Annotated in this window: 18 protein-coding genes and 2 tRNA genes; 6 read left to right on the top strand and 14 right to left on the bottom strand. The window is 64.0% G+C overall.

The genetic code is table 11. From position 1 onward, the window contains the following. Positions 1-261 precede the first annotated feature (261 nt). The gene (locus LC531_RS20360; protein WP_223653560.1) at positions 262-2,283 is read right to left on the bottom strand and encodes a M1 family metallopeptidase; all 2,022 of its coding nucleotides are present in this window, start codon (positions 2,281-2,283) and stop codon (positions 262-264) included. A 117-nt stretch (positions 2,284-2,400) separates the two neighbouring features. On the opposite strand from LC531_RS20360, the gene gloA2 reads away from it, so the two are divergent. After that, on the top strand, positions 2,401-2,805 hold the full coding sequence (gene gloA2 / locus LC531_RS20355) for an SMU1112c/YaeR family gloxylase I-like metalloprotein (RefSeq protein WP_223653559.1): 405 nt from the start codon (positions 2,401-2,403) through the stop codon (positions 2,803-2,805). A 3-nt stretch (positions 2,806-2,808) separates the two neighbouring features. Beyond that, a complete protein-coding gene (locus LC531_RS20350; RefSeq protein ID WP_223653558.1) occupies positions 2,809-3,759 on the top strand; it encodes a hypothetical protein in 951 nt (316 codons plus the stop codon). Positions 3,760-3,771: 12 nt separating this feature from the next. Here LC531_RS20350 and LC531_RS20345 read toward each other — a convergent pair whose 3' ends face one another. Genes LC531_RS20345 through LC531_RS20335 form a run of 3 tightly spaced genes read right to left on the bottom strand, consistent with a single transcriptional unit; the run spans position 3,772 to position 6,107 of the window. Then, complete coding sequence (locus tag LC531_RS20345; RefSeq protein ID WP_223653557.1) at positions 3,772-4,341, bottom strand: isochorismatase family protein; 570 nt, start codon at positions 4,339-4,341, stop codon at positions 3,772-3,774. Positions 4,342-4,381: 40 nt separating this feature from the next. Then, complete coding sequence (locus LC531_RS20340) at positions 4,382-5,662, bottom strand: MFS transporter (RefSeq protein WP_223653556.1); 1,281 nt, start codon at positions 5,660-5,662, stop codon at positions 4,382-4,384. A gap of 4 nt (positions 5,663-5,666) precedes the next feature. After that, entirely contained in the window at positions 5,667-6,107 is a 441-nt protein-coding gene (locus tag LC531_RS20335) for a MarR family winged helix-turn-helix transcriptional regulator (RefSeq protein ID WP_223653554.1), read from the bottom strand. Positions 6,108-6,307: 200 nt separating this feature from the next. Here LC531_RS20335 and LC531_RS20330 point away from each other — a divergent pair, with 200 nt between their 5' ends. After that, complete coding sequence (locus LC531_RS20330; protein WP_223653547.1) at positions 6,308-7,273, top strand: aldo/keto reductase; 966 nt, start codon at positions 6,308-6,310, stop codon at positions 7,271-7,273. A 67-nt stretch (positions 7,274-7,340) separates the two neighbouring features. On the opposite strand, the gene LC531_RS20325 is transcribed toward LC531_RS20330, so the two are convergent. The 5 genes from LC531_RS20325 to LC531_RS20305 form a co-directional block, all read right to left on the bottom strand. Further along, complete coding sequence (locus tag LC531_RS20325) at positions 7,341-7,841, bottom strand: SgcJ/EcaC family oxidoreductase (RefSeq protein WP_223653545.1); 501 nt, start codon at positions 7,839-7,841, stop codon at positions 7,341-7,343. Positions 7,842-7,878: 37 nt separating this feature from the next. Next, positions 7,879-8,412 (bottom strand): SgcJ/EcaC family oxidoreductase, encoded by a 534-nt coding sequence (locus LC531_RS20320; protein WP_223653543.1) that lies wholly within the window; start codon positions 8,410-8,412, stop codon positions 7,879-7,881. 71 nt (positions 8,413-8,483) lie between these two features. Further along, positions 8,484-9,344 (bottom strand): helix-turn-helix domain-containing protein, encoded by an 861-nt coding sequence (locus LC531_RS20315; RefSeq protein WP_223653541.1) that lies wholly within the window; start codon positions 9,342-9,344, stop codon positions 8,484-8,486. A gap of 102 nt (positions 9,345-9,446) precedes the next feature. Next, the gene (locus tag LC531_RS20310; RefSeq protein WP_223653538.1) at positions 9,447-10,826 is read right to left on the bottom strand and encodes a sensor histidine kinase; all 1,380 of its coding nucleotides are present in this window, start codon (positions 10,824-10,826) and stop codon (positions 9,447-9,449) included. 29 nt (positions 10,827-10,855) lie between these two features. Continuing rightward, positions 10,856-11,527, bottom strand: a complete 672-nt coding sequence (locus LC531_RS20305) for a response regulator transcription factor (protein ID WP_223653536.1) — start codon at positions 11,525-11,527, stop codon at positions 10,856-10,858. A gap of 515 nt (positions 11,528-12,042) precedes the next feature. Here LC531_RS20305 and LC531_RS20300 point away from each other — a divergent pair. Beyond that, on the top strand, positions 12,043-12,435 hold the full coding sequence (locus tag LC531_RS20300; protein ID WP_336245537.1) for a Dps family protein: 393 nt from the start codon (positions 12,043-12,045) through the stop codon (positions 12,433-12,435). Positions 12,436-12,571: 136 nt separating this feature from the next. Here LC531_RS20300 and LC531_RS20295 read toward each other — a convergent pair whose 3' ends face one another. From LC531_RS20295 to LC531_RS20280, 4 genes are all read right to left on the bottom strand, one after another. Next, a complete protein-coding gene (locus LC531_RS20295) occupies positions 12,572-14,068 on the bottom strand; it encodes a transglutaminase-like domain-containing protein (RefSeq protein WP_223653534.1) in 1,497 nt (498 codons plus the stop codon). A gap of 92 nt (positions 14,069-14,160) precedes the next feature. Beyond that, entirely contained in the window at positions 14,161-15,006 is an 846-nt protein-coding gene (locus LC531_RS20290) for an alpha/beta hydrolase (RefSeq protein ID WP_223653532.1), read from the bottom strand. Between the two features lie 239 nt (positions 15,007-15,245). After that, positions 15,246-15,323, bottom strand: a tRNA-Val gene (locus LC531_RS20285). Positions 15,324-15,431: 108 nt separating this feature from the next. Beyond that, a tRNA-Val gene (locus tag LC531_RS20280) sits at positions 15,432-15,506 on the bottom strand. Positions 15,507-15,773: 267 nt separating this feature from the next. Between LC531_RS20280 and LC531_RS20275 the strand changes: the two genes are divergently transcribed. Then, positions 15,774-16,670, top strand: a complete 897-nt coding sequence (locus tag LC531_RS20275; protein WP_223653531.1) for a TerB family tellurite resistance protein — start codon at positions 15,774-15,776, stop codon at positions 16,668-16,670. 62 nt (positions 16,671-16,732) lie between these two features. Here the strand turns inward: LC531_RS20275 and ribD are convergent, their stop codons facing one another. Continuing rightward, positions 16,733-17,794, bottom strand: a complete 1,062-nt coding sequence (gene ribD, locus LC531_RS20270) for a bifunctional diaminohydroxyphosphoribosylaminopyrimidine deaminase/5-amino-6-(5-phosphoribosylamino)uracil reductase RibD (RefSeq protein ID WP_223653529.1) — start codon at positions 17,792-17,794, stop codon at positions 16,733-16,735. 77 nt (positions 17,795-17,871) lie between these two features. Between ribD and prmC the strand changes: the two genes are divergently transcribed. After that, positions 17,872-18,732: a peptide chain release factor N(5)-glutamine methyltransferase gene (prmC, locus tag LC531_RS20265; protein ID WP_223653527.1), complete on the top strand. Its 861-nt coding sequence runs from the start codon at positions 17,872-17,874 to the stop codon at positions 18,730-18,732. Positions 18,733-18,767: the final 35 nt, after the last annotated feature.

Below are 18,767 nucleotides of genomic sequence, written 5' to 3'. Positions count from 1 at the left end.
GCCAGCAAGCGCGGCCCGATGGGCAGCGAACTACCTCCGAAACAGCCTTCCCTACCTCCGACCTAGCTTTTGCTACCTCCGACCTAGCCTTCCCTATCTCCGACCTAGCCTTCCCTACCTCCGAAGTAGGTTTTCCTATCTCCGGAGTAGGTTTTCCTACCTCCGAAGCACAAAAACCTTCTTCGGGAGCACCTTTCCCTACCTCGGAGGTAGAAAGAGGTGCTCCCGAAGAAGGTTTTTGTGCTTCGGAGGTAGGAAAACCTACTCCGCGACCCGCGCCGGCCGCCAGGTATTATTGCCCTTGTTCACGTCGGGCAGAATGTTGGTGGGGTTGAGCACTACCTGCGTGAGGGGGGTAGTGGTGTTGGCCCGGAAGGTCCAGGTGCCGCCGCGCTGCCAGATTTCGACGGGCAGGTGCACGGTGGTTTTCTTGCCGCCGGTTTCCGTGATTTCGGCCGTCACGGGCATGGCCGCCTGGCCCTTATTTTCGATGGTGATGAGCGCGCCCTTAGTGGGGTCCTGGCCCACGTAGGCCACGCTCTGCACGGCCTGGTCGAGCAGCCAGTTCTCAAAAAACCACTCGTGGTAGAACCACGTCAGGTCTTCGCCGGCCACCTCGTTCATAGTGCGGAAGAAGTCGCGCGGCTGCGGGTGCTTAAAGGCCCAGCGCCGGATGTAGCTGCGAAAGGCGTAGTCGAAGCGCTCCGGCCCCAAAATTTCCTGGCGCAGCAAGTACAGCCCGTAGCCGGTTTTGGAGTACGCCGCGAAGCCCAGATTGCGGGCCTGCGTCACGTCGGGCACGGTATAGGGCACGTCCATCGTGGGCAGCTGCATCTGAAATATGGTGTAGGGCGCGAGGCGGGCCGCCACGTCGCCCTGCGCTTTGTACTCGCCGTTGTTGAAATTCTGGCTGCTCAGAATGTTGATAAACGTGTTAAAGCCCTCGTCCATCCACGGGTACTTGCGCTCATTGGAGCCCACAATCATCGGAAACCAGTTGTGGCCGAACTCGTGGTCCGTGACGCCCCAGAGGCTGCCCTTGGTGGCCTTCGCGCCGCAAAATACGATGCCCGGATACTCCATACCGCCCACCACGCCGGCCACGTTGGTGGCCACGGGGTAGGTGAACTCATACCACTGCTTCGAGTTGTATTCGATGCTCTTCTTCACGTACTCCGTCGAGCGGCTCCAGGCCGTATCCTGCGCGGCCTCCACGGGGTAGAGCGACTGCGCCAGCGCCCGGCGGCCGCTGGGCAGGTTCATCTTGGCCGCGTCCCACACGAATGCCGAGGAAGCCGCCCAGGCCACGTCGCGGGCCTGCTGGCAGCGGAAGTGCCAGGTGAGGCGGCCGCCCCGGCCGGCCGGGCGCGAGCCGGGCTGCGTGACTTCGGCGGGCGTGCGCACGAGCACGGTTTTATCCGAGCCCGCGGCCTGCACCAGCCGGCGCTGCTCAGTAGCGGTGAGCACTTCCTGGGGGTTCACCAGCTCGCCCGAGCCGCCCACCAGGTAGTTGGCCGGCACGTTGAGGGTGTAATCGAAGTTGCCGTAATCGAGGTAAAACTCGGCCGACATATACGGCAGCGTGTTCCAGCCCGAAATATCATCGTAGACCTCCATGCGCGGGTACCACTGCGCCACCTCAAATATCTCCCCGTTCGGAGTTTTGAGGCGGCCCAGGCGGTCGGCCCCATACTCCGGGATGTTGAAGCCGTAGTCAATATTTATTTTGAGCTTATCGCCCTTGGGCCGCATCGGCTCGGGCAGGATAATCTGCATCCGCGTATCGTTCACGCGGTAAGTAGCCTGCATTTTCTTGCCGTGCAGCTCAATCTGCACCGTCTGGAGCGAATCGCCGCCCTGAAAGCCCCGCGCCGCGTTGCCGAAGCGCCCGCCCGCCGGCGGCGTCACGGCCGCCCCCCGCGAGTCGGCCCGAAACAGGTTCTGGTCGAGCTGGAGCCATACGAAGGGCAGCTCGTCAGGGCTATTATTGGTGTAAGTAATGTTAACGGTCGCCGTTACCCGCGCCGCTTTCTCATCAAGGCGGGCGGCAATCTGGTAATCGGCCGCGTTCTGCCAGTAGGTAGCGCCCGGCTTACCGCCGCCGGTGCGGGTCGCAGGCGCGGTCTGGTCCAGGTAATCGGGCTGAAACAGCACCTTGGCATCAAAAGGCGGCATATTGGCCGGCGGCACGATGAGCGGCAGGTTGGGTTGGGCCTGGGCGGCCGCCGCGCTGAGCAGCAGCGCCGCGCCAGCCAGCAGCTTGGTAAATGAATTTCTTTTCATAGAAAAAGGCAAAAAGGAGGACCTCCACGCCAAAAGTAGCCATTTCGGCGGAAGCCCCGCCCTGGAACCGCTATTTTTCTTGCGGAGGGCTTACGCCGCATGGCCGTTACTTTGCGCATGGCTTCTTCCGATTCGCTGCGCCTGCTGGGCGTGCACCACCTCGCCATCATCTGCGCTGACTACCCTGCTTCCAAGCAGTTTTACACCGAAGTGCTGGGCCTGGCGGTCATCCGCGAAGTGTACCGCGCCGCGCGCGATTCCTACAAGCTGGATTTGGCCGTGAACGGGCAGTACGTCATCGAACTGTTTTCTTTCCCTACCCCCCCGCCGCGCCCCAGCCAGCCCGAGGCCACGGGCCTGCGCCACCTGGCCTTCGCGGTGGCCGACCTGGCAGCCGCCCGCCAGCACTTGGCGGCGCACGGCGTGGCCTGCGAGCCCGTGCGCACGGATGAGTTCACGGGCCGGCGCTTCACGTTTTTTCAGGACCCCGACGGGCTACCGCTGGAGCTTTACGAAGGCTGACTTATGCTAAAAAGCTACCTGCTGGTGCTGCTGCTGGCCCTAGCCGGCTGCGTCGGCACCCGCCCCCCCACGCACCCCCTGGCGGCCGATAACTACTGCGAGCCGCCCCTGCCTTACCACTACGACGCGGCCCTGGCCCCGCAAACTGACCTGAACGTGGCCCTTACCCCGGCGCTGCTGGCCCGCTACCCGCGCCGCACCCTGCTCACGGCCAACGCCCTGGGCCTGCTGCCCGGCCTGCGCCAGCTGCTGGCCCTGCAAGCCACTGCTCGCCAGCAGCCCGGCCCGGCCGCCGCGCTGGCCGTGGCTGAGCAGCAGCGGCAGCTGCTGGCCCAGGTGGTGCTGGCCGGCACCACCATCGGCAGCGTGGCCGCCGAGCTGGACTGCGAGGGCGAGCGGGCCGACCAACTCTCTACCTACCTGGCTAATCTAGACAGCCGCCGCGTGCAGCGCTTCAACACGTTTTCGCTGCTGGCGGGGGCCGGCAGCGGCATCGGGGCCACGGTGGCCAGCGCCCAGGGCGGGCAGTACGGCTTCGCCATCGGGGGCGGCGTGCTCACGGCGGTCCTGGGGCTGCTGGCCCTCAAGCCGCCCAAGTACACGGCCGATTTTCAGCATCCGCGCAACCTGCTGGCCGCCGTGTGGACCGAGCAGGCCGACTCGGCCCTGTGGCCGCCGAGCCTTTGGTATATGCTCACGAATCCGGCGTTCAGTAACTTCGGCAAGGCCAGCATCGCTCATAATACGCGCCTGCGCTGGCAGCACTACGGCCCACTGGCCCACCCCGACTCCAAGGCCAGCCGGCAGCTGGCGGCCCTGCTCTTCGGCCCCGGCGGCACGTACTCGGGCGACCAGCTCGCCATTCGGGCCGACCTGCTCAACGAGCTGCAAGCCGCCGTGCGCCTCTTCGACCAGGAGCGGCAAAGCCTGCTGCTGACGCTGAACGAGGCGTGAGCCCGCGTTACACTACCCCCTACCCCCCTCTAATACCCGGATGATGTTGGCGGTCGTGTCCACTTCCCCGATGCGGGGGAAGATAACCCGCAGGCTGTTTTCCTGGGCGCTGGCTACCATATCCGTCATGGCATCCTGGGCGAAGGTGAGGTTGTAGCCGCGCTCATTGGCGGCGCGGGCGGTGCTTTCGACCCCGATGCTGGTAGACACGCCCGCCAGCACGATGCCCGTCACGCCGCGCTGCCGCAGCGCCTCCTCTAGTCCCGTGTCATAAAAAGCGCCCCAGCTGTGCTTGGTAATGCGAATATCGTCAGGCACGGGCTCGATTTCGGGAGTCAGCGCCAGCGCTTCGGGCGGAAAAACGGTGCGCGAGGGCCGCTGGGCGTCGTTGCGCAGGTCGGGCCGGTTGGCGGGGTCCACGGTGACGAGCACCACGGGCAGGCCCGCCCGCCGAAACGCGGCCAGCAGTTGGCCGGCATTGGTCAGCACGCCGCTAATGGGGTCAACGACGGGCATTTGGACTATCGCCCGCTGCAAGTCAATCAGCACGAGGGCGGTATTTTTATCGAGGGCGGTTACCATGAGAAAAAGGAAAAGAGGGGAAATTTGACGAAAATCAACATCAAGCCCGAACGGCCTGGGTAGCCTCCACGGCTTGACTGGCCAGCAATGGGGTAGGGGCCGCCGGCGCGGCGGCGCGGGTCTGGCGCAGGTTGCGCAAATACAACAGCCCGATGAGCAGCGCCAATACGCCCTCGGCCAGCACGGTGGCGCGCACGCCCACGCGCTGCGACACCGTCCCCACTACCAGGCTGCCCAGCGGCAGCGCGCCCGTGTACATGAGCACGTAGAGGCTGATGACGCGCCCGCGCATGGCCGGCTGCACGGTGGTTTGCAGCAGCGTCACGTTGAGCGTGGTCTGCACCATCATCCCGAACGAGCTTCCCACCAGGAAAGCCAGCGCCAGCCAGTAATAGGGCGTGTAGGCAAACAGCAGCAGCCCTACCCCCAGCACGAAGGCGTTAGTGGTCATCACCCGGTTGAGGTCGGCACCGGGGGGTAGGGACGTGAGGTAGAGCGCCGCCGCGAAGCCGCCCAGCCCCATCGCCCCGTCGAGCAGGCCGAAGGTGGCGGCCGTGCCGTGAAAAACATCCTTCGCAAACACCGGCATGAGCGTGGTGAAGGGCAGCACCAGCAAGGCCATCAGCCCGATAGAGAGCAGAATAAACCGAATGGCCGGCGTGTCGCGCACGTAGCGCAGGCCGTCGGCCAGCTCGTCGCGCAGGGCCTGCGGGCGCGGCTTGGGCACGAAGGCCGGCAGCCGCAGCGCCAGCAGCGACCCAATGACGGCCACGAAGCTGAGCGCGTTCAGCCCGAAGCAGGCCGCCGCCCCCAGCCGCTCGATGGCGAAGCCCGCCACCGCTGGCCCCAGCAGCTTGCTCAGGTTCATCATGGTCGAGTTGAGGGCCACCGCGTTGGGCAGGTCCTGCTTATCAGCCATCAGCTCATACACCAATGACTGCCGGGCGGGCACGTCGAAGGCGTTGATAATGCCCAGCACCGCGCTCAGGCCAATGATTTCCCACACCGCATCCTGCTTGTCAAAAAACACGGCTAGCGCCAGCAGCGCCGCCTGCACCAGCGAGAGCACCTGCGTGGCCAGCAGCACCCGGTAACGGGCGTAGCGGTCGGTCACGACGCCCCCGAGCAGCGAAAAAAGCGCCGACGGAAAGAGCGTGGCAAACACGCTCACGCCGAGCATAAACTTGGAATGCGTCTGGGCATACACTACCCAGCTCACCGCCGTTTTCTGCATCCAGGTGCCCAGCAAGGATACGGACTGCCCGGCAAAGAACAAGCGAAAGTTACGGTTGCGCAGCGCGCGAAAAGCGTCGGAATTCATCTTATCAGTCTACTTCAACTATTCGGGCCAGCACCCGCACGGCCTCCGCCAGGGTGGCCTGCTCCGGGGCCGAGCAGGTGGCTTGCAGCGCGCGGCCCAGCCAGTCGCTGGCTTCCCGGCGCACGGCCGGGATAATAGCCTGGCCGGCGGTCGTGAGACCGATGCGCACCTTGCGCCGGTCGGTGGCCTCGGGCTGCCGCGTGAGGTAGCCCAGCGCATCGAGGCGGCTCAGTATCTGCGACATAGATTGGGTGGTCACCTTTTCGCGGGCGGCCAGTTCGCTGGGCAGCAGCGACCCGTGCTGGGCCAGCTGCTTGACGACCGCCCGCTCGGTGAGCGAGAGCCGGCCGGCCGTGGGCGAGTGCGTGCGCAGCTTTTTAATCAGCCGCGACACGACCATTTGCAGCTCGGCGGCCAGGTGCTGAGGGTCGGGTTGGTTAGTCATACTTGCAAGCAAACTTGTTAGTTTACTTAACAAATATACTACGCGTTTTTGCGAACCGCCTCGTTCGTTATGCAGCCAGTCGGTGGGGTAAGGCGCGAGGCCCTACCCCCATCGGCCAACCCAACGCCCGGTTGGGCGTTAGTACTCTACCCGGCACTACCCGCGGCAGCCGGGCAACTTTCTTACCCCTTCGCTATATCATGGCAACCCTTCGTGAACTCGGCCACTCCGGCCTACATATTGCACCGCTCGTGCTGGGCGGCAACGTCTTTGGCTGGACAGCCGACGAAAAAACCTCCTTCGCCGTGCTCGATGCCTTCGTGGCGGGCGGCGGCAATGCCATTGATACCGCTGACGTGTACTCGGCCTGGGCCCCCGGCCACGCGGGCGGCGGGCAGTCCGAAACCGTCATCGGCAAGTGGCTGAAGCAGCGCGGCCGGCGCGACGACGTGCTCATTTTCAGTAAAGTGGGCATGGAGCTGGGCCCCGATAAAAAGGGCTTGGCCAAAGCCTACATCAAGCGCGCCGTGGAAGACTCATTGAAGCGCCTGCAAACCGAGTACATCGACCTCTACCAGAGCCACAAAGATGACGAGAGCCTACCCGTGACCGAGCCGCTGGAAGCCTACGCCGAGCTGCTGAAGGAGGGGAAAATCCGGGCCATCGGGGCCAGCAACTTTTCACCCCAGCGCCTGCAAGCCGCCCTCGACGCCGGGGGTAGGGACGGCCTGCCGCGCTACGAAAGCCTGCAGCCCGAGTATAATCTCTACGAGCATGAGACGTTTGAAAAGGACGACCTGCCGCTGGTGCAGGCCAGCGGCATCGGCGTGATTCCGTACTTCGGGCTGGCCTCAGGCTTTCTCACCGGCAAATACCGCTCGGCGGCCGACCTTAAAAAGAGCCAGCGCGGCGACGGCATTGGCAAGAAGTATTTGAACGACAAGGGCTTTCGCATTTTGAAAGCCCTGGACACGGTGGCCGCCCGCCACGGCGTGAGCCAAGCGCAGGTAGCGCTGGCCTGGCTCATGCAGGCACCCGGCATCACGGCCCCCATCGCCAGCGCCACCAGCGTGCCGCAGGTGCAGGAGTTGCTGAAGGCGCTGGACGTGCAGTTGTCGGCCGACGACGTGCGGGAACTGCAAGCCAGCCCGCCGGTAGTGGGGTAGTAAAAAGCAAAAAAGGCGTTGCTCTCGTGAGAGCAACGCCTTTTTTGCTTTTTACTACCCCAGCCAGCTAGCGGATGGGATTATCGGCGGCAGCCTGGGGGTCTACCAGCATATTTTGAAAGGCGGTGATGAGCCAGCGGCCCTGGCGCTTCACTAGCGTCGTGGTGCTGGCAGTTTGGGGGTGGGGCGGCGCGCCAGGGGGTAGGGGCTTGCTAACCCACACCACCAGCACCACCTCAGGCGCGATGGGCTGGAACGAGAGCGCCTCCATATCGAGGGGCGGAAAGGTCGTGTTCTTATACCGGCTATCGAATATCACCTGGTGGCCTTTTTGCACGGCCGGTTCGCCCTGCCAGAGCATTCCCACGATAGTTATCGACGTTATATCGGGCGTAGTATAGTCCACCATTTCTGCGAATTTATGGTCGTTCAGGTTTTTCTGAAAGTGCTGGAGCGGGGCCACAATGGCCTCTTTATCGGCCGCTGGTAGCGGGGCGGGGCCGGTCTGGGCGGCGGCCAGCTGGCCACCGCCCAGGCTGACGAACATACTTAGTAAGAGCGTTTTCATAGCGGCTATCAGTGAGTAGGAGCAAGGGTAGGGTAGACTAGTGCTGGTCGGCTACTTGGGCGGGGTCGCTAGCCGCGGGGTTGTTGGGCTGGGCGCTGGCGCGCACCACGGTATTCTGGCCGGCCGTGAGCAGCCACTGGCCCCGGCGCTGCACTAGCACCAGCGTCAGCAGGTCGTTGGTGTCGCCCTCCTTATTGGTGCCCCGGTTCACGCCATCGGGCGGGTAAAAGGCCCCCACGTGGCAGTACATGGTGACGACGGCCACGCCAGGCGCAACGGCGCGCACGCTGGTTTCGCCGGGGGTAAAGGCCACGCCCTTAAACATAGCATCGAAAATATGCTGGTGCGCCTGCTGCACCTGCACCCGGCCGCGCCAGTACATGCCCACAATGTTCACCCAGCCCACGTCGGGCGTGGTATAGGCGGCCATGTCGGCAAACTGGTGGTTTTGCCAATTCGTAGTCATATGGGCCACCGTCTGGCGAATGGCGGCCTCATCGGCGGCCGGGTTTTGGGCAAGGGCGCGGCTGGCCGCCAGCAGCAAGCTCAGGCTTAACAAGCAGGTTTTCATGGGGGTAGGAAAAATGATGAGGCCGCAAAGCTCCGGCTCCATCCCCCTTCCTTACTAGTAAAAAACCGACATTATGCGCCCGGCACCGGCCGGTGGTTCGAGGCCGCCCCGCCGGCCACGCGGGAGTGGGCGGTTTCGGCGGCCAGCAGCCGCGGCGGCGTGGTGCCCGCAAACTCTTGGAAGTCGCGCACCAAGTGGCGGTAATCGTAGTAGCCGCACCGCACGGCCACGGCCAGCCAGTCGAGGTCCGGCAGCCGCTCCTTCAGCCGAAACGCCTGGTCGAAGCGCGCAATGCGGGCAAATAGCTTAGGGCTGAGCCCTACCCGCGCCACAAAATTGCGCTCGAACTGCCGGGGGCTGAGGCAGGCTTCGGCGGCAAGGCTATCGAGCGAGCCACGGAGGCGGCCACTGGGCAGCAGCACTGCCAGCAGCCGGTCGATGGGCCGTTCGGCGGGCGCGCGCAGGCGGCGCAGTTGGCCCAGCAGGTAGGTTTCGAGCACGGCCAGCATGGTGGTGTAGTCGGGGGCTTCGGCCAGGCGGGCTTCTATCTCGGCCACGGCCGGGCCGAGCAGCGCCCGGCTTTCCACGGAGAAATCCAGCATTTCCGTCACCGGCACTTTCAACAAGCGGTGCAGCCCGCCCGGCCAGAACGCGGCGCACACTACCAGGTGGTCGGACGGAAAATGCAAGTCGAGCCGCGCCACCTGCGGCCCCACCAAAATGCTGGTGGGCAAGGCTACGAACCGCTGCTCTTTATGATGAAACGTGCGCACTCCACCGCGCGGGTAGAAGTACAGACACTGCTGCGGGGCCGGCGGCATGGGCTTCACCGCCGGGGCCGAGGCCAGGCCGTCGTAGCGCGTGTGCACCAGCAGGTAGTGCTGCACGAACGGGCGCAATGGCGCGGCTGGGGGGCGAAGGCAGAAAAGCATACGACCAGACGAATAGTGAGCCGTAAAGTAATACCTAGAAAATCAATTAATTAACAGCTAGAAAGTCCCGCTAATTAACTGGCTATTTCCCTACCCCCCCGCCTACGCCGGAAAGCGCAGCGTAAACGTGCTGCCCCGGCCCAGCTCGCTCGCCACGCTCAGCTCGATGCCGAGCAGCTGGCAGGCTTTGGCCACGATGGACAAGCCCAGGCCGGTGCCGCTTATCTCCTTGTGGCTGAGCGCATCAGAGCGGTAGAGGGGGTCAAAAATCCGGTCCAAATCCTCGGGCCGGATGCCGATGCCTTCATCCTGAATGGCGCAGCACAGCCGCCCATCGGCCGCCCCCAGCGCCACTGTGATAGTGGAGCCGGCCGGCGAGTACTTGATAGCGTTGGCCAGCAGGTTGTCCAGAATGAGGTCGAGCAGGTAAGGGTCCGAGCGCAGGGGTAGGGCATCGGCGGCGGGCACTTCCACGCGCAAGCACTTGGCACTGAGCGTTTCGCGATGGCGGTGCAGCACGTCGTGCACGCTGCTCAGCACCGACAGCTCCTGGTGGTGCAGGTCCTGGCCGTGGTTCTCAAAGCGGGCTAGCAGCAGCAGCTGGTCCACGAGGTGGCTGAGGCGGTCAATCTCCTGAATGCCCAGCCCGATGCTGGCCACGTACTCCTCGGGGCGGCGGGGCTTGCGCACCAGCACTTCGAGGGTGCCGCGCAGCGCGGCCAGCGGGGTGCGCAACTCGTGCGAGGCATCGGCCGTGAACTGTTTTTCGCGCGCCACGGCCTGCTCAATGCGGTGCAGCAGCCCGTTGATGGCGCTGGCCAGCGTGTGCAGCTCGTCGGGGCGCGGGGGTAGGGCCACCCGCGCCGATAAGTCGTGCCGCGTGATGCGGTTGGTAGCCGCCGTAATGGCGATAATCGGTGCGATGCTGCGGCCCGCCAGCCCCCGCGCCAGCCCAAACAGCGCCAGCAGCACCACCGGGTACGAGCCCAGCAGCACCAGCCCCAGGCTATCCAGCACATGCCGCGCCGCCTCCGACGAAATAGCGGCCAGCAGGTAGCCCATCCGCCGGCCATCCTGCTCCACGGGCACCTGTATTTGCCGCAGGGCCTTGCCGCGCAGCATAGAGTTGTGCGGGGCGCGCCAGCCGGGCGCGGCATCAAAGGCCAGCTGGTCGGCCTTCAGGTTGGGTGAGCGGTCGAGCAGGCGGCCTTGCGGGTCGCTAAGCTGAATAAAAACGGGGTCCACCTGCACCTCGCGGTGCTCGCGCTCCTCCCATTCCTCTCGGTTGGCGAAGCGGATGACCGGGCCCGCCACGCGCAGCTCGCCCAGGTGCTTGGTGGCCTCCAGGCGCAGGTTGCGGTCAAGGTCGGTATATACCCGGTCGCGCACCACCCCAAATACCACCAGGTAGGCCACCGCTACCAAGGCGGCCGTAGCTAGCAGGTAGTGCAGCGCAATGCGGTCCTTAAACGCCAGGTTCATGAGGAGTTAGTTGTTAATTGGCAATCAACTCAATCCCGCGCCACGTAGCCCACGCCGCGAATGGTTTGCAGATAATCATCCTCCTTGCTGAGGCTCAGCTTCTTGCGCAGCGCGTTCATGTATACATCGAGCACGCCGGTATTGTACTCAAAGTGAATATCCCACACGTTTTCGATGATGCTCTGGCGGCGGCACACCCGGCCTTTGTGGCGCAGCAGGTATTCGAGCAGGGCAAACTCCTTCTGCGTGAGGGTAATTTCCTCGTCGTTTTTGTGCACCCGGTGGGTAGCCACGTCGAGCACGATGGGGCCTACCGCGAACCGCTCGGTAGCCTGCCCCGGCCCTACCCCCCGCAACTGCACCCGGATGCGCTCCAGCAGCTCGGCGAAGTGAAACGGCTTGCGAATGTAATCGTTGGCCCCGGCTTGCAGGCCAGCCACGGTATCGGCCACGGTATCCTTGGCAGTCAGGAAAATGATGGGTGCTCCTACCCCCTGCGCACGCAGCTGCCGGCACACTTCGAGGCCCGTGAGGCCGGGCAGCATCCAGTCGAGTAGCAACAGGTCGTAGGGCTGGGCCAGCGCCAGGGCCAGGCCAGTGGGGCCGTCGGCGGCCACGTCCACGGCATAGCCTTCTTCTTCGAGGCCCTGCTTCACGAACCGGGCAATGCCGGGCTCATCTTCTAGCAATAATACGTGCATGGGCGGGGCGATTAGATGCGTAGCACGGGGTGGTGGGCGAAGGGGGGGTAGGGCAACTCCCTGCCGGAGAGTTCCTAACGGCCAGGCCGGCGTTTGGATACTTCGGCGGGTGGTAGGGCCGGTTTTTTAAGCAAATCTTAATTTTTTACTCAGAAAATACTAAGAAATCCTCTCGTTAAAGGGCTATCCACCAACTCCGAAAGCTAGTTGACATCCTGCCAGCTACTGCTTCACTCGTTTTCTTTTTCATGAAAATTTACCTCTTGCCGTGGCCGCTGCGCTGCTGACCCTGACCGCCCCGCGCGAGGCTACCGCCCAAAACCGGCGCGGCAACAACGTCGGCAACACCACCAATTCCGGGGCCAACACCGTGCCCGCTACCCCCGCCCCCATAACACGGCCAACCCGCCCGGCGAAACCAACGGTAAGCTCGAGTACCGCAACCCCGCCGCCGACCCGCTCATCCCCGTGGAGGCCGACAAGCGCCAGCCCACGACCGACGACATTCAGGCCACCTGGAGCTGCTGCAACTCTACCACGACTCGAAACAGAGCCACTGGAACCTACGCGGCCCCCTCTACCTGTCGTTGCACGAGCAGCTGCAGCAAAACGCCAACACCTACCTCAAGTACACCGACCTCCTGGCCGAGCGCATCCTGCAAGTGGGCCACCCCGTGGACGGCCGCACCAGCGTAGTGGCCGCCACCGCCAACCTCGACAATTACCCCGGCGGCTACCTCTCCGACAAGCAAGTACTCATCCTGATGACCGAGCGCATCAACACCGTGGCCAAGCGCGAGCGCATCGCACATCTGAGTAAGGTGGATGAAGTAACGTCCAATCAGCTTCAGGACCTAAGCTACCAGCTGGATAAGCAAGTGTGGAAATTCCGCGTTATGCAGCAGTAAAGCTGTCAGGACTTAAGGGCCATTAGCCAAAGTTGTCTTTTAACAGCCAAGGAAGAACGTCAGGCTTCCCTGCGGTCTGCCTAACGTTCTTCCTTGGCTGATTTTCCTCACGCCTTATCAGCCAACAGCTCAGAAACTACTGCGCTGCTACCAGCGCATCGGCCCGCTTCTGAGTGAGGGCGATGAGGTCGTTCAGGCTCAGGTCGTTCATTTCCTGGGTGCTGATGAAGGGCGTGAGCTTGCCGGCCGCATCGACGCTGAAGGCTGCGGGCAGCGTATGCTCGGCCAGGGCGGGGTAGGCCGCCCGAAACTGGTCGCGGTGCAGAAACTCGGCGGGTAGCGGCAGGCCGGCCACGGCCTGCTTCCACTCGGCGCGCATCCCGCTGAAGGCGTAGGTTTTGGCGCACAGCGCGCACTCGTAGCTGCTGGGCGCAATGGTCTTGTGCAGCATGTCCTTGAAGCCGTTGAGTGTACCGCCGTCGGCGTTGTACACGAAAATCAGCTTGGTGGCCTTATCCTTAGTCGGAGTCACCACACCAGTGGGGCGGGCCTCATCCTCAAAAAGATACGTGTGCGCCACGTCCAGCGGCTGGCCGTCGGCCTCGGCATAGGGGTACACGAAGTAGTTGAGCGGTGGGCCGGCCTGCCGGGGCGCTAGCGTCAGGTCGCGCCCACGGGTAAACTCGACGCGGTTTTCGTCGTGCGCGCCAAAGAAGTAGGTGCGGCGGCTGGGGTCCTTGGCCGCCTCGGAGGCATCGACGGGCACCCAGCCGGTTTCCTTGGTAAAGAATTCGGCCCAGCAGTGGTAGCCCTTCACCTCGCCTTGGCCGCGCTGGGGGGGTAGAGGCAAGCCAATGCTAAAGCGCGCCGGAATGCCCAGCGCCCGGCAGTAGCCAATCACAATGGCATGAAAATCAGTACAATTACCCCGCCGTGCGTCGCAGGCATAGTAAATATCGCCGCGGCCCCAGCCCTGGCCGGTTTTATCGTAGGTCACGGTGCTCACCACGTGCTCGTAGATGGCGCGGGCCTTTTGCAGGTCGGTTTTGGCCCCGGCCTGGTCCACCACGGCCTGGGCCTGGGCTTTAATCTTGAAATCGAGGGGCACGAGGCGGTCGGGGGCCAGCCAGCGGGCCAGATTGGGGTCTTGGGCCTCGATTTCGGCGGGGGCGCGGTCGTCGGTGGCGCGCAGGTTTAAGTGCTCGCGCCGCGTGACGAGGGCCGTGAGCGTGACGGTAAGTGGCGCGATGGGTGCGGCCGGCAACTTCGCCCAGTTTTGCGATGTCATACCAGGCTGTACCTCCTTCGCGGCCAGCACTACTAAGTGCAGGATATGGTTGCCGTACTGGTCGGTTTCGATGGTATAGTTAGGGACATTTGTAGGCTGGTCACCAGCTTTCCGAATGCGAACTGGCGCGGAGGCGTCAATTTTCAGCTCGCGTACATCTTGGCTTTTATCGTCGTGGGGCACGGGCATCCAAAAGTCCAGCGCCTTGGTGCCGGCGGGCGGCACAGGCACCGTGGCCCGGCACGTGAGCCGGAAGGTGCGGCTACGCTTCGCCGCCGGAGCGGTAGAGGCTGGCGCGGCGGCCGTGAGCAGCAGCGCAGCGGCGGCCAGCAGGACAAGTTTCATAAATGCGGAACTGGTAATAAATCACAAAGTTACGGCCTGGATTCGGGCGCGGTGCCGGCCAGGGAGCGGGCTACCTTCCGGCCGGGCCTGCCTTATTTTGCCGGAAGAACCGGGCGGGGCTTAAAAACGAGGCGAAACGCGCGGAGCGCCGCCGGGTGGTAGATAGTGGCGTGCGTTTCATCGGGCAGGGCCTGGTAGTGCCAATTAAGGCCGGGCTGGGGCGCGTGCCGGAGCGCGGCGGCAAAGTGCCGCACGGGGGCCGTGCCCAAGGCGTCGCGGCTGAAGGCGACGTACAGGGTTTTGGCCGAGCCGGCGTAGGTACGTAGCTGCTGGGCAGCCTGGTTCGCCAACTGCCCGTCATTCCACCACAGGCTTGGGTCGAACGCTACGTAGGTATCAAACAGCGCGGGCTCCCGCAGCAGCGTTTCGACGACAAATAAGCCGGCCAGCGACTCGCCCACGATGGCCGTTTCGGCCGTGGTACGGTAGCGCTGCCGGATGGCGGGCATCAGCTCGGTGCGGATAAACTGCCGGAAGGCGGCCGAGCCGCCCACGCGGGGGGCTATCTTTTGGTCTTCGGCATTGGTGGTGGGGCCGGTTAGGTCGCGCCGCCGCTCGGTATTCTCGATGCCCACCACGATAAACGGGCGCATGGTGCCGTTGCCGGTCAGCACCTGCACCAAGCCGGCCACGTGCAAAAAATCTTCTCCCAGGCCACCGTCGGGCATATAAAGTACCGGTAGCCCGGTGGCCGAGTCGGTGTAGCTAGCCGGCAGATACACGTTGATGCGGCGCGTTTCGCCGAGCACGGCCGAGGGCAGGGCAAATGTCTGGCCGATGCACAGCGGGGCAGCGCCCGCCTGGGCGCGCGCCGCTGGCCGGGCCACAAAGCCGAGCAGGCCGGCCAGCACCAGAAATCGAAAACGGGCTTTGAACACGAGGCGGGGGATTGCTGGGAGGGGAGATAAACGACCCGCGCAACTTTGGGGGTAGCAAGCGTAATAATTCGGAAGGAGATTGAGAAGTAGCAATCTCCTTTGTAGGTTCTAAAAGCCTTAGCAACACCGCAAAGGAGACTTATTTCTGAACGAGTACTGGCAAAGTACCGGTGCAAGCCAGCGTTTCAGCCAAACGCAAAACAGCCACTCCGCTCTTGACGCGAAGTGGCTGCCTGAAGTGGTGGGAAGTAAAGGATTCGAACCTTCGACCTCTTGCGTGTGAAGCAAGCGCTCTAAACCAACTGAGCTAACCTCCCGGAATTTATCGCCTCGGTGGGTATAGCCAAGGTAGTTGTTTAAATCAACGTTTAAACTAAAAGCAAAACACCCAGCTAGCTTCGTAGCTAAGTGGGTGTTACTCAACGTGGGAGATACTGGGTTCGAACCAGTGACCCTCTGCTTGTAAGGCAGATGCTCTGAACCAGCTGAGCTAATCTCCCAAGAGCTATTCCCGTTTGGGACTGCAAAGATGCAAGGCTTTTTTGGAATTGCCAAGCCGGGCGGCTAAAAAAGCGGCCCGCTACCCCGGCGGCCCGAGGTAAAAATGTAGCAATCAGCCCTAAATTTTTTTGGGAAACGCGGCCCGCTGCGCGCAAAAGGGCTAGTCAGGCAACGCCGCCGCGGCGTAGCCGTTAGCAAGGCCGGGCACGGCTGGCAGCGAGCGGGCTGGGCCTCAGGCTTCTTTTTTCATCTTTTTTATTCTTCACATGGATACGCAGTTGCTTCAGAATTATTCGGATGCCGAAAAAACGGCCTACATCAGCGCCATCGCGGCGCTGGCTACGGCCGACCGCCAGGCGACAGCGCCTGAAGCGGAGTTTTTGCAGCACCTCGCGCAGCAGGCTGGCCTCTCTGACGATGCCACGCGCCGGATATTGACCGCCGCCGACAGCGCCGACAACCAGACCGTGCAGCAGGACCTAGACGAGTTGAAAGGCAGCGACCTACGTTTCTCGCTCGTCACCGACCTCATCAGCTTTGCCCGTGCCGATGGCACTTATTCGCCCGGCGAGCAGGAAATGGTGGATAAGATGGCTGCCTATCTCGGCGTGAACCCAGACCAGAAGCAAACCCTCGAAACCGTGGTTGACCAGGCCGCTAACGTGCAGCACAACCCGCAGGACCCCGCTAAGGAAGGCTTTTTGAACAGCATCGGCGATAAGCTCAGCAACGTGGGCATTCCCAAAGGAGCCCTCATGGCGGGCTTGCTGGGGGTAGTAGCCCCGATGGTTATCTCCAAAGTGATAGGCGGCGGTGGCAGCAGCAACAGCGGCCAGCCCCAAAGCCAGAGCGGTAGCCTGGGCGGCTTGCTGAGCGGCGCGATGGGCAGCCTCAGCGGCGGCGGCGGCGGCAGTAGCTTGGGCGGTATGCTCGGCGGCCTGCTGGGTGGTGGGATGCTGAGCAGCGTGCTGGGCGGCGGCAACCAAGCCAGCGCCAGCCAATACCCGCAGCAGGGCTCGATGGGCAGCGGCGGCCTGGGCTCCATCATGTCGGTGTTGGGCGGCCTGGGCGGGCAGTCCAACTCGCAGCCCGCCAGCGCGGGCGGCGGTGGCATCATGGGCAGCGGCCTCGGTGGCCTGCTCGGCGGCCTCTTCGGGAAATAAGTAGTGGAAGTAACGAGTAATGGGAGTACTGTCGTTCTATTACGAGAACGACAGTACTCCCATTACTCATTTATATAGCTGAACAACTCATCGACTCCGACGCGCTCTTGGCTGTGCCAGCCGCGTAGGCCCAGGCGGGGCGCAGCCACGCCGCGCTCCAGGCGCTTGGGACTACGGAAAACCCGGATTTCGTCCCAGGTATTGCTGTTAATGAGTGCGTTGAGGACCGTGGGGCCACCCTCCACCAGCACCGACTGGATGCCGCGGGCGTGGAGGTCGGTGAGCACGGCGGGCAGCAGGTCGGGCGAGGGCGGGGCACCGGGCGGCGCGAAGGGTAGGGCCACGTAGGTCAGGTTGGGCTTGTCGGCCCGCTCGCGGTAGGTATAGATGATAGTAGACTGCGAGCCGTCGAGCAGGTGGTGGCTGGGGGGTAGGGCCAGATTTTTGTCGATGGTGAGGCGCACGGGCTGGGGGCCGGGCCACTCGCGGGCACTCAGGCGGGGGTTGTCGTGCAACGCCGTGCGGGTACCTACCAAAATGGCCGCCTCCTCCGTGCGCCACTGGTGAGTGAGCAGCTGCGCCTGCGGCCCGCTGATTTGGACCTGCTGAAAGTGCGGGCCAGCCAGAAACCCATCGGCCGACTCGGCCCACTTCAGCACCAGGTGGGGGCGCTTCTTTTCCTGAAACGTGAAAAACCGGCGGTTGAGCTGGCGGCCGGCTTCAGCCAGCAGGCCGGTACTGACTTGGATGCCGGCGGCGCGCAGTCGGGCCAGGCCCTGGCCGGCCACCAGCGGGTTAGGGTCGTCATTGCAGACGATAACTTCGGGCACGCCCTTGGCGATGAGCAGGTCGGCGCAGGGAGGCGTTTTACCGTGGTGGGCGCAGGGCTCCAGCGTCACAAAGACGCGGCTTTGGCGCAGCAGGTCCTGGTCGGCCACGCTGGCCAGGGCGTTCACTTCGGCGTGAGGGCCGCCGTACTGCTGGTGGTAGCCCTCGCCCAGAATGGTGCCCGTGGGGCCCACTACCACGCAGCCCACCAGCGGGTTGGGGCGGGCATAGCCCCGCCCCAGCACCGCCAGGTCGAGGGCGCGGCGCATGAAAAATTCGTCGTCGGGCAGCAGCATAAGCAGGGCAGGGTAGGGCCGGGGTCAGCGGGGGGGGTAGGGCCGGGGCAAGGCTAGCCACCATCTTTGCAGCCGCCATGACGACCCAGCAGCTGACGACCACCCTTGCCCAGGCTCTGCAAGATATTTACTCCGCGCCGGAGGCCCAAGCCCTGGCTGCCCTCGTAACAGAGGAATTGCTGACTATCAGCCCCTTGCAGCGCCGGATGCGGGCCGATATTCTGGTGCCCGCCGCCGTGGCGGCCCGCCTGCCCGCCATTCAGAGCCGCCTGCTGGCCCACGAGCCGGTGCAGTACGTGCTGGGTACCGCTCATTTTGCCGGCATGGAGCTATCCGTGACGCCTGCCACCCTCATTCCGCGCCCCGAAACCGAGGAGCTGGCCCAGCTGGTGGCCCGCGCCCACGCCGGCCGGCCGGGCTTGGTGGTGCTCGACGTGGGCACCGGCAGCGGCTGCCTGGCCCTGGCCCTGGCCCGCGCCCTACCCCCCCCGGCACGGGTCGTGGCCGTCGATATTTCGGCCGAGGCGCTGGCCGTGGCCCGGAGCAACGCGGCCCGCTACGCGCCATTGGTCGAGTTCCAAACGCTTGATATTCTGATTGAAAGCCCGGCCAGCCTGCTCCCCGGCAGCCTCGATGTGCTGGTGAGCAACCCGCCCTACGTGCGCGCCAGCGAGCGGGCGCTGATGCGCGCCAACGTGCTGGCCTGGGAGCCCGCCACCGCCCTGTTTGTGCCCGATGCCGACCCGCTGCTTTTTTACCGGCGGCTGGCGGCGCTAGCGACCGCGCTGCTACGGCCGGGGGGTAGCATCTGGCTGGAAATCAACGAGGCGCTGAGCGCGGAAACGGCCGCGCTGTTCGGGCCGGAGTCGTTCGCGGAGGTGGCGGAACTACCCGATTTTCGGGGACGGCCACGCTTCGTGCGGGCCACCCGGCGCTGAAGCGGCCGGCGGCCGGGCGCAGGAAAATAATGTAG

Origin of the sequence: Hymenobacter psoromatis, from assembly GCF_020012125.1 — a bacterium.
Classification (GTDB): domain Bacteria; phylum Bacteroidota; class Bacteroidia; order Cytophagales; family Hymenobacteraceae; genus Hymenobacter; species Hymenobacter psoromatis.
Note: the sequence above shows the minus strand (reverse complement) of the source record. Positions and strands in the feature narration are given on the sequence as shown.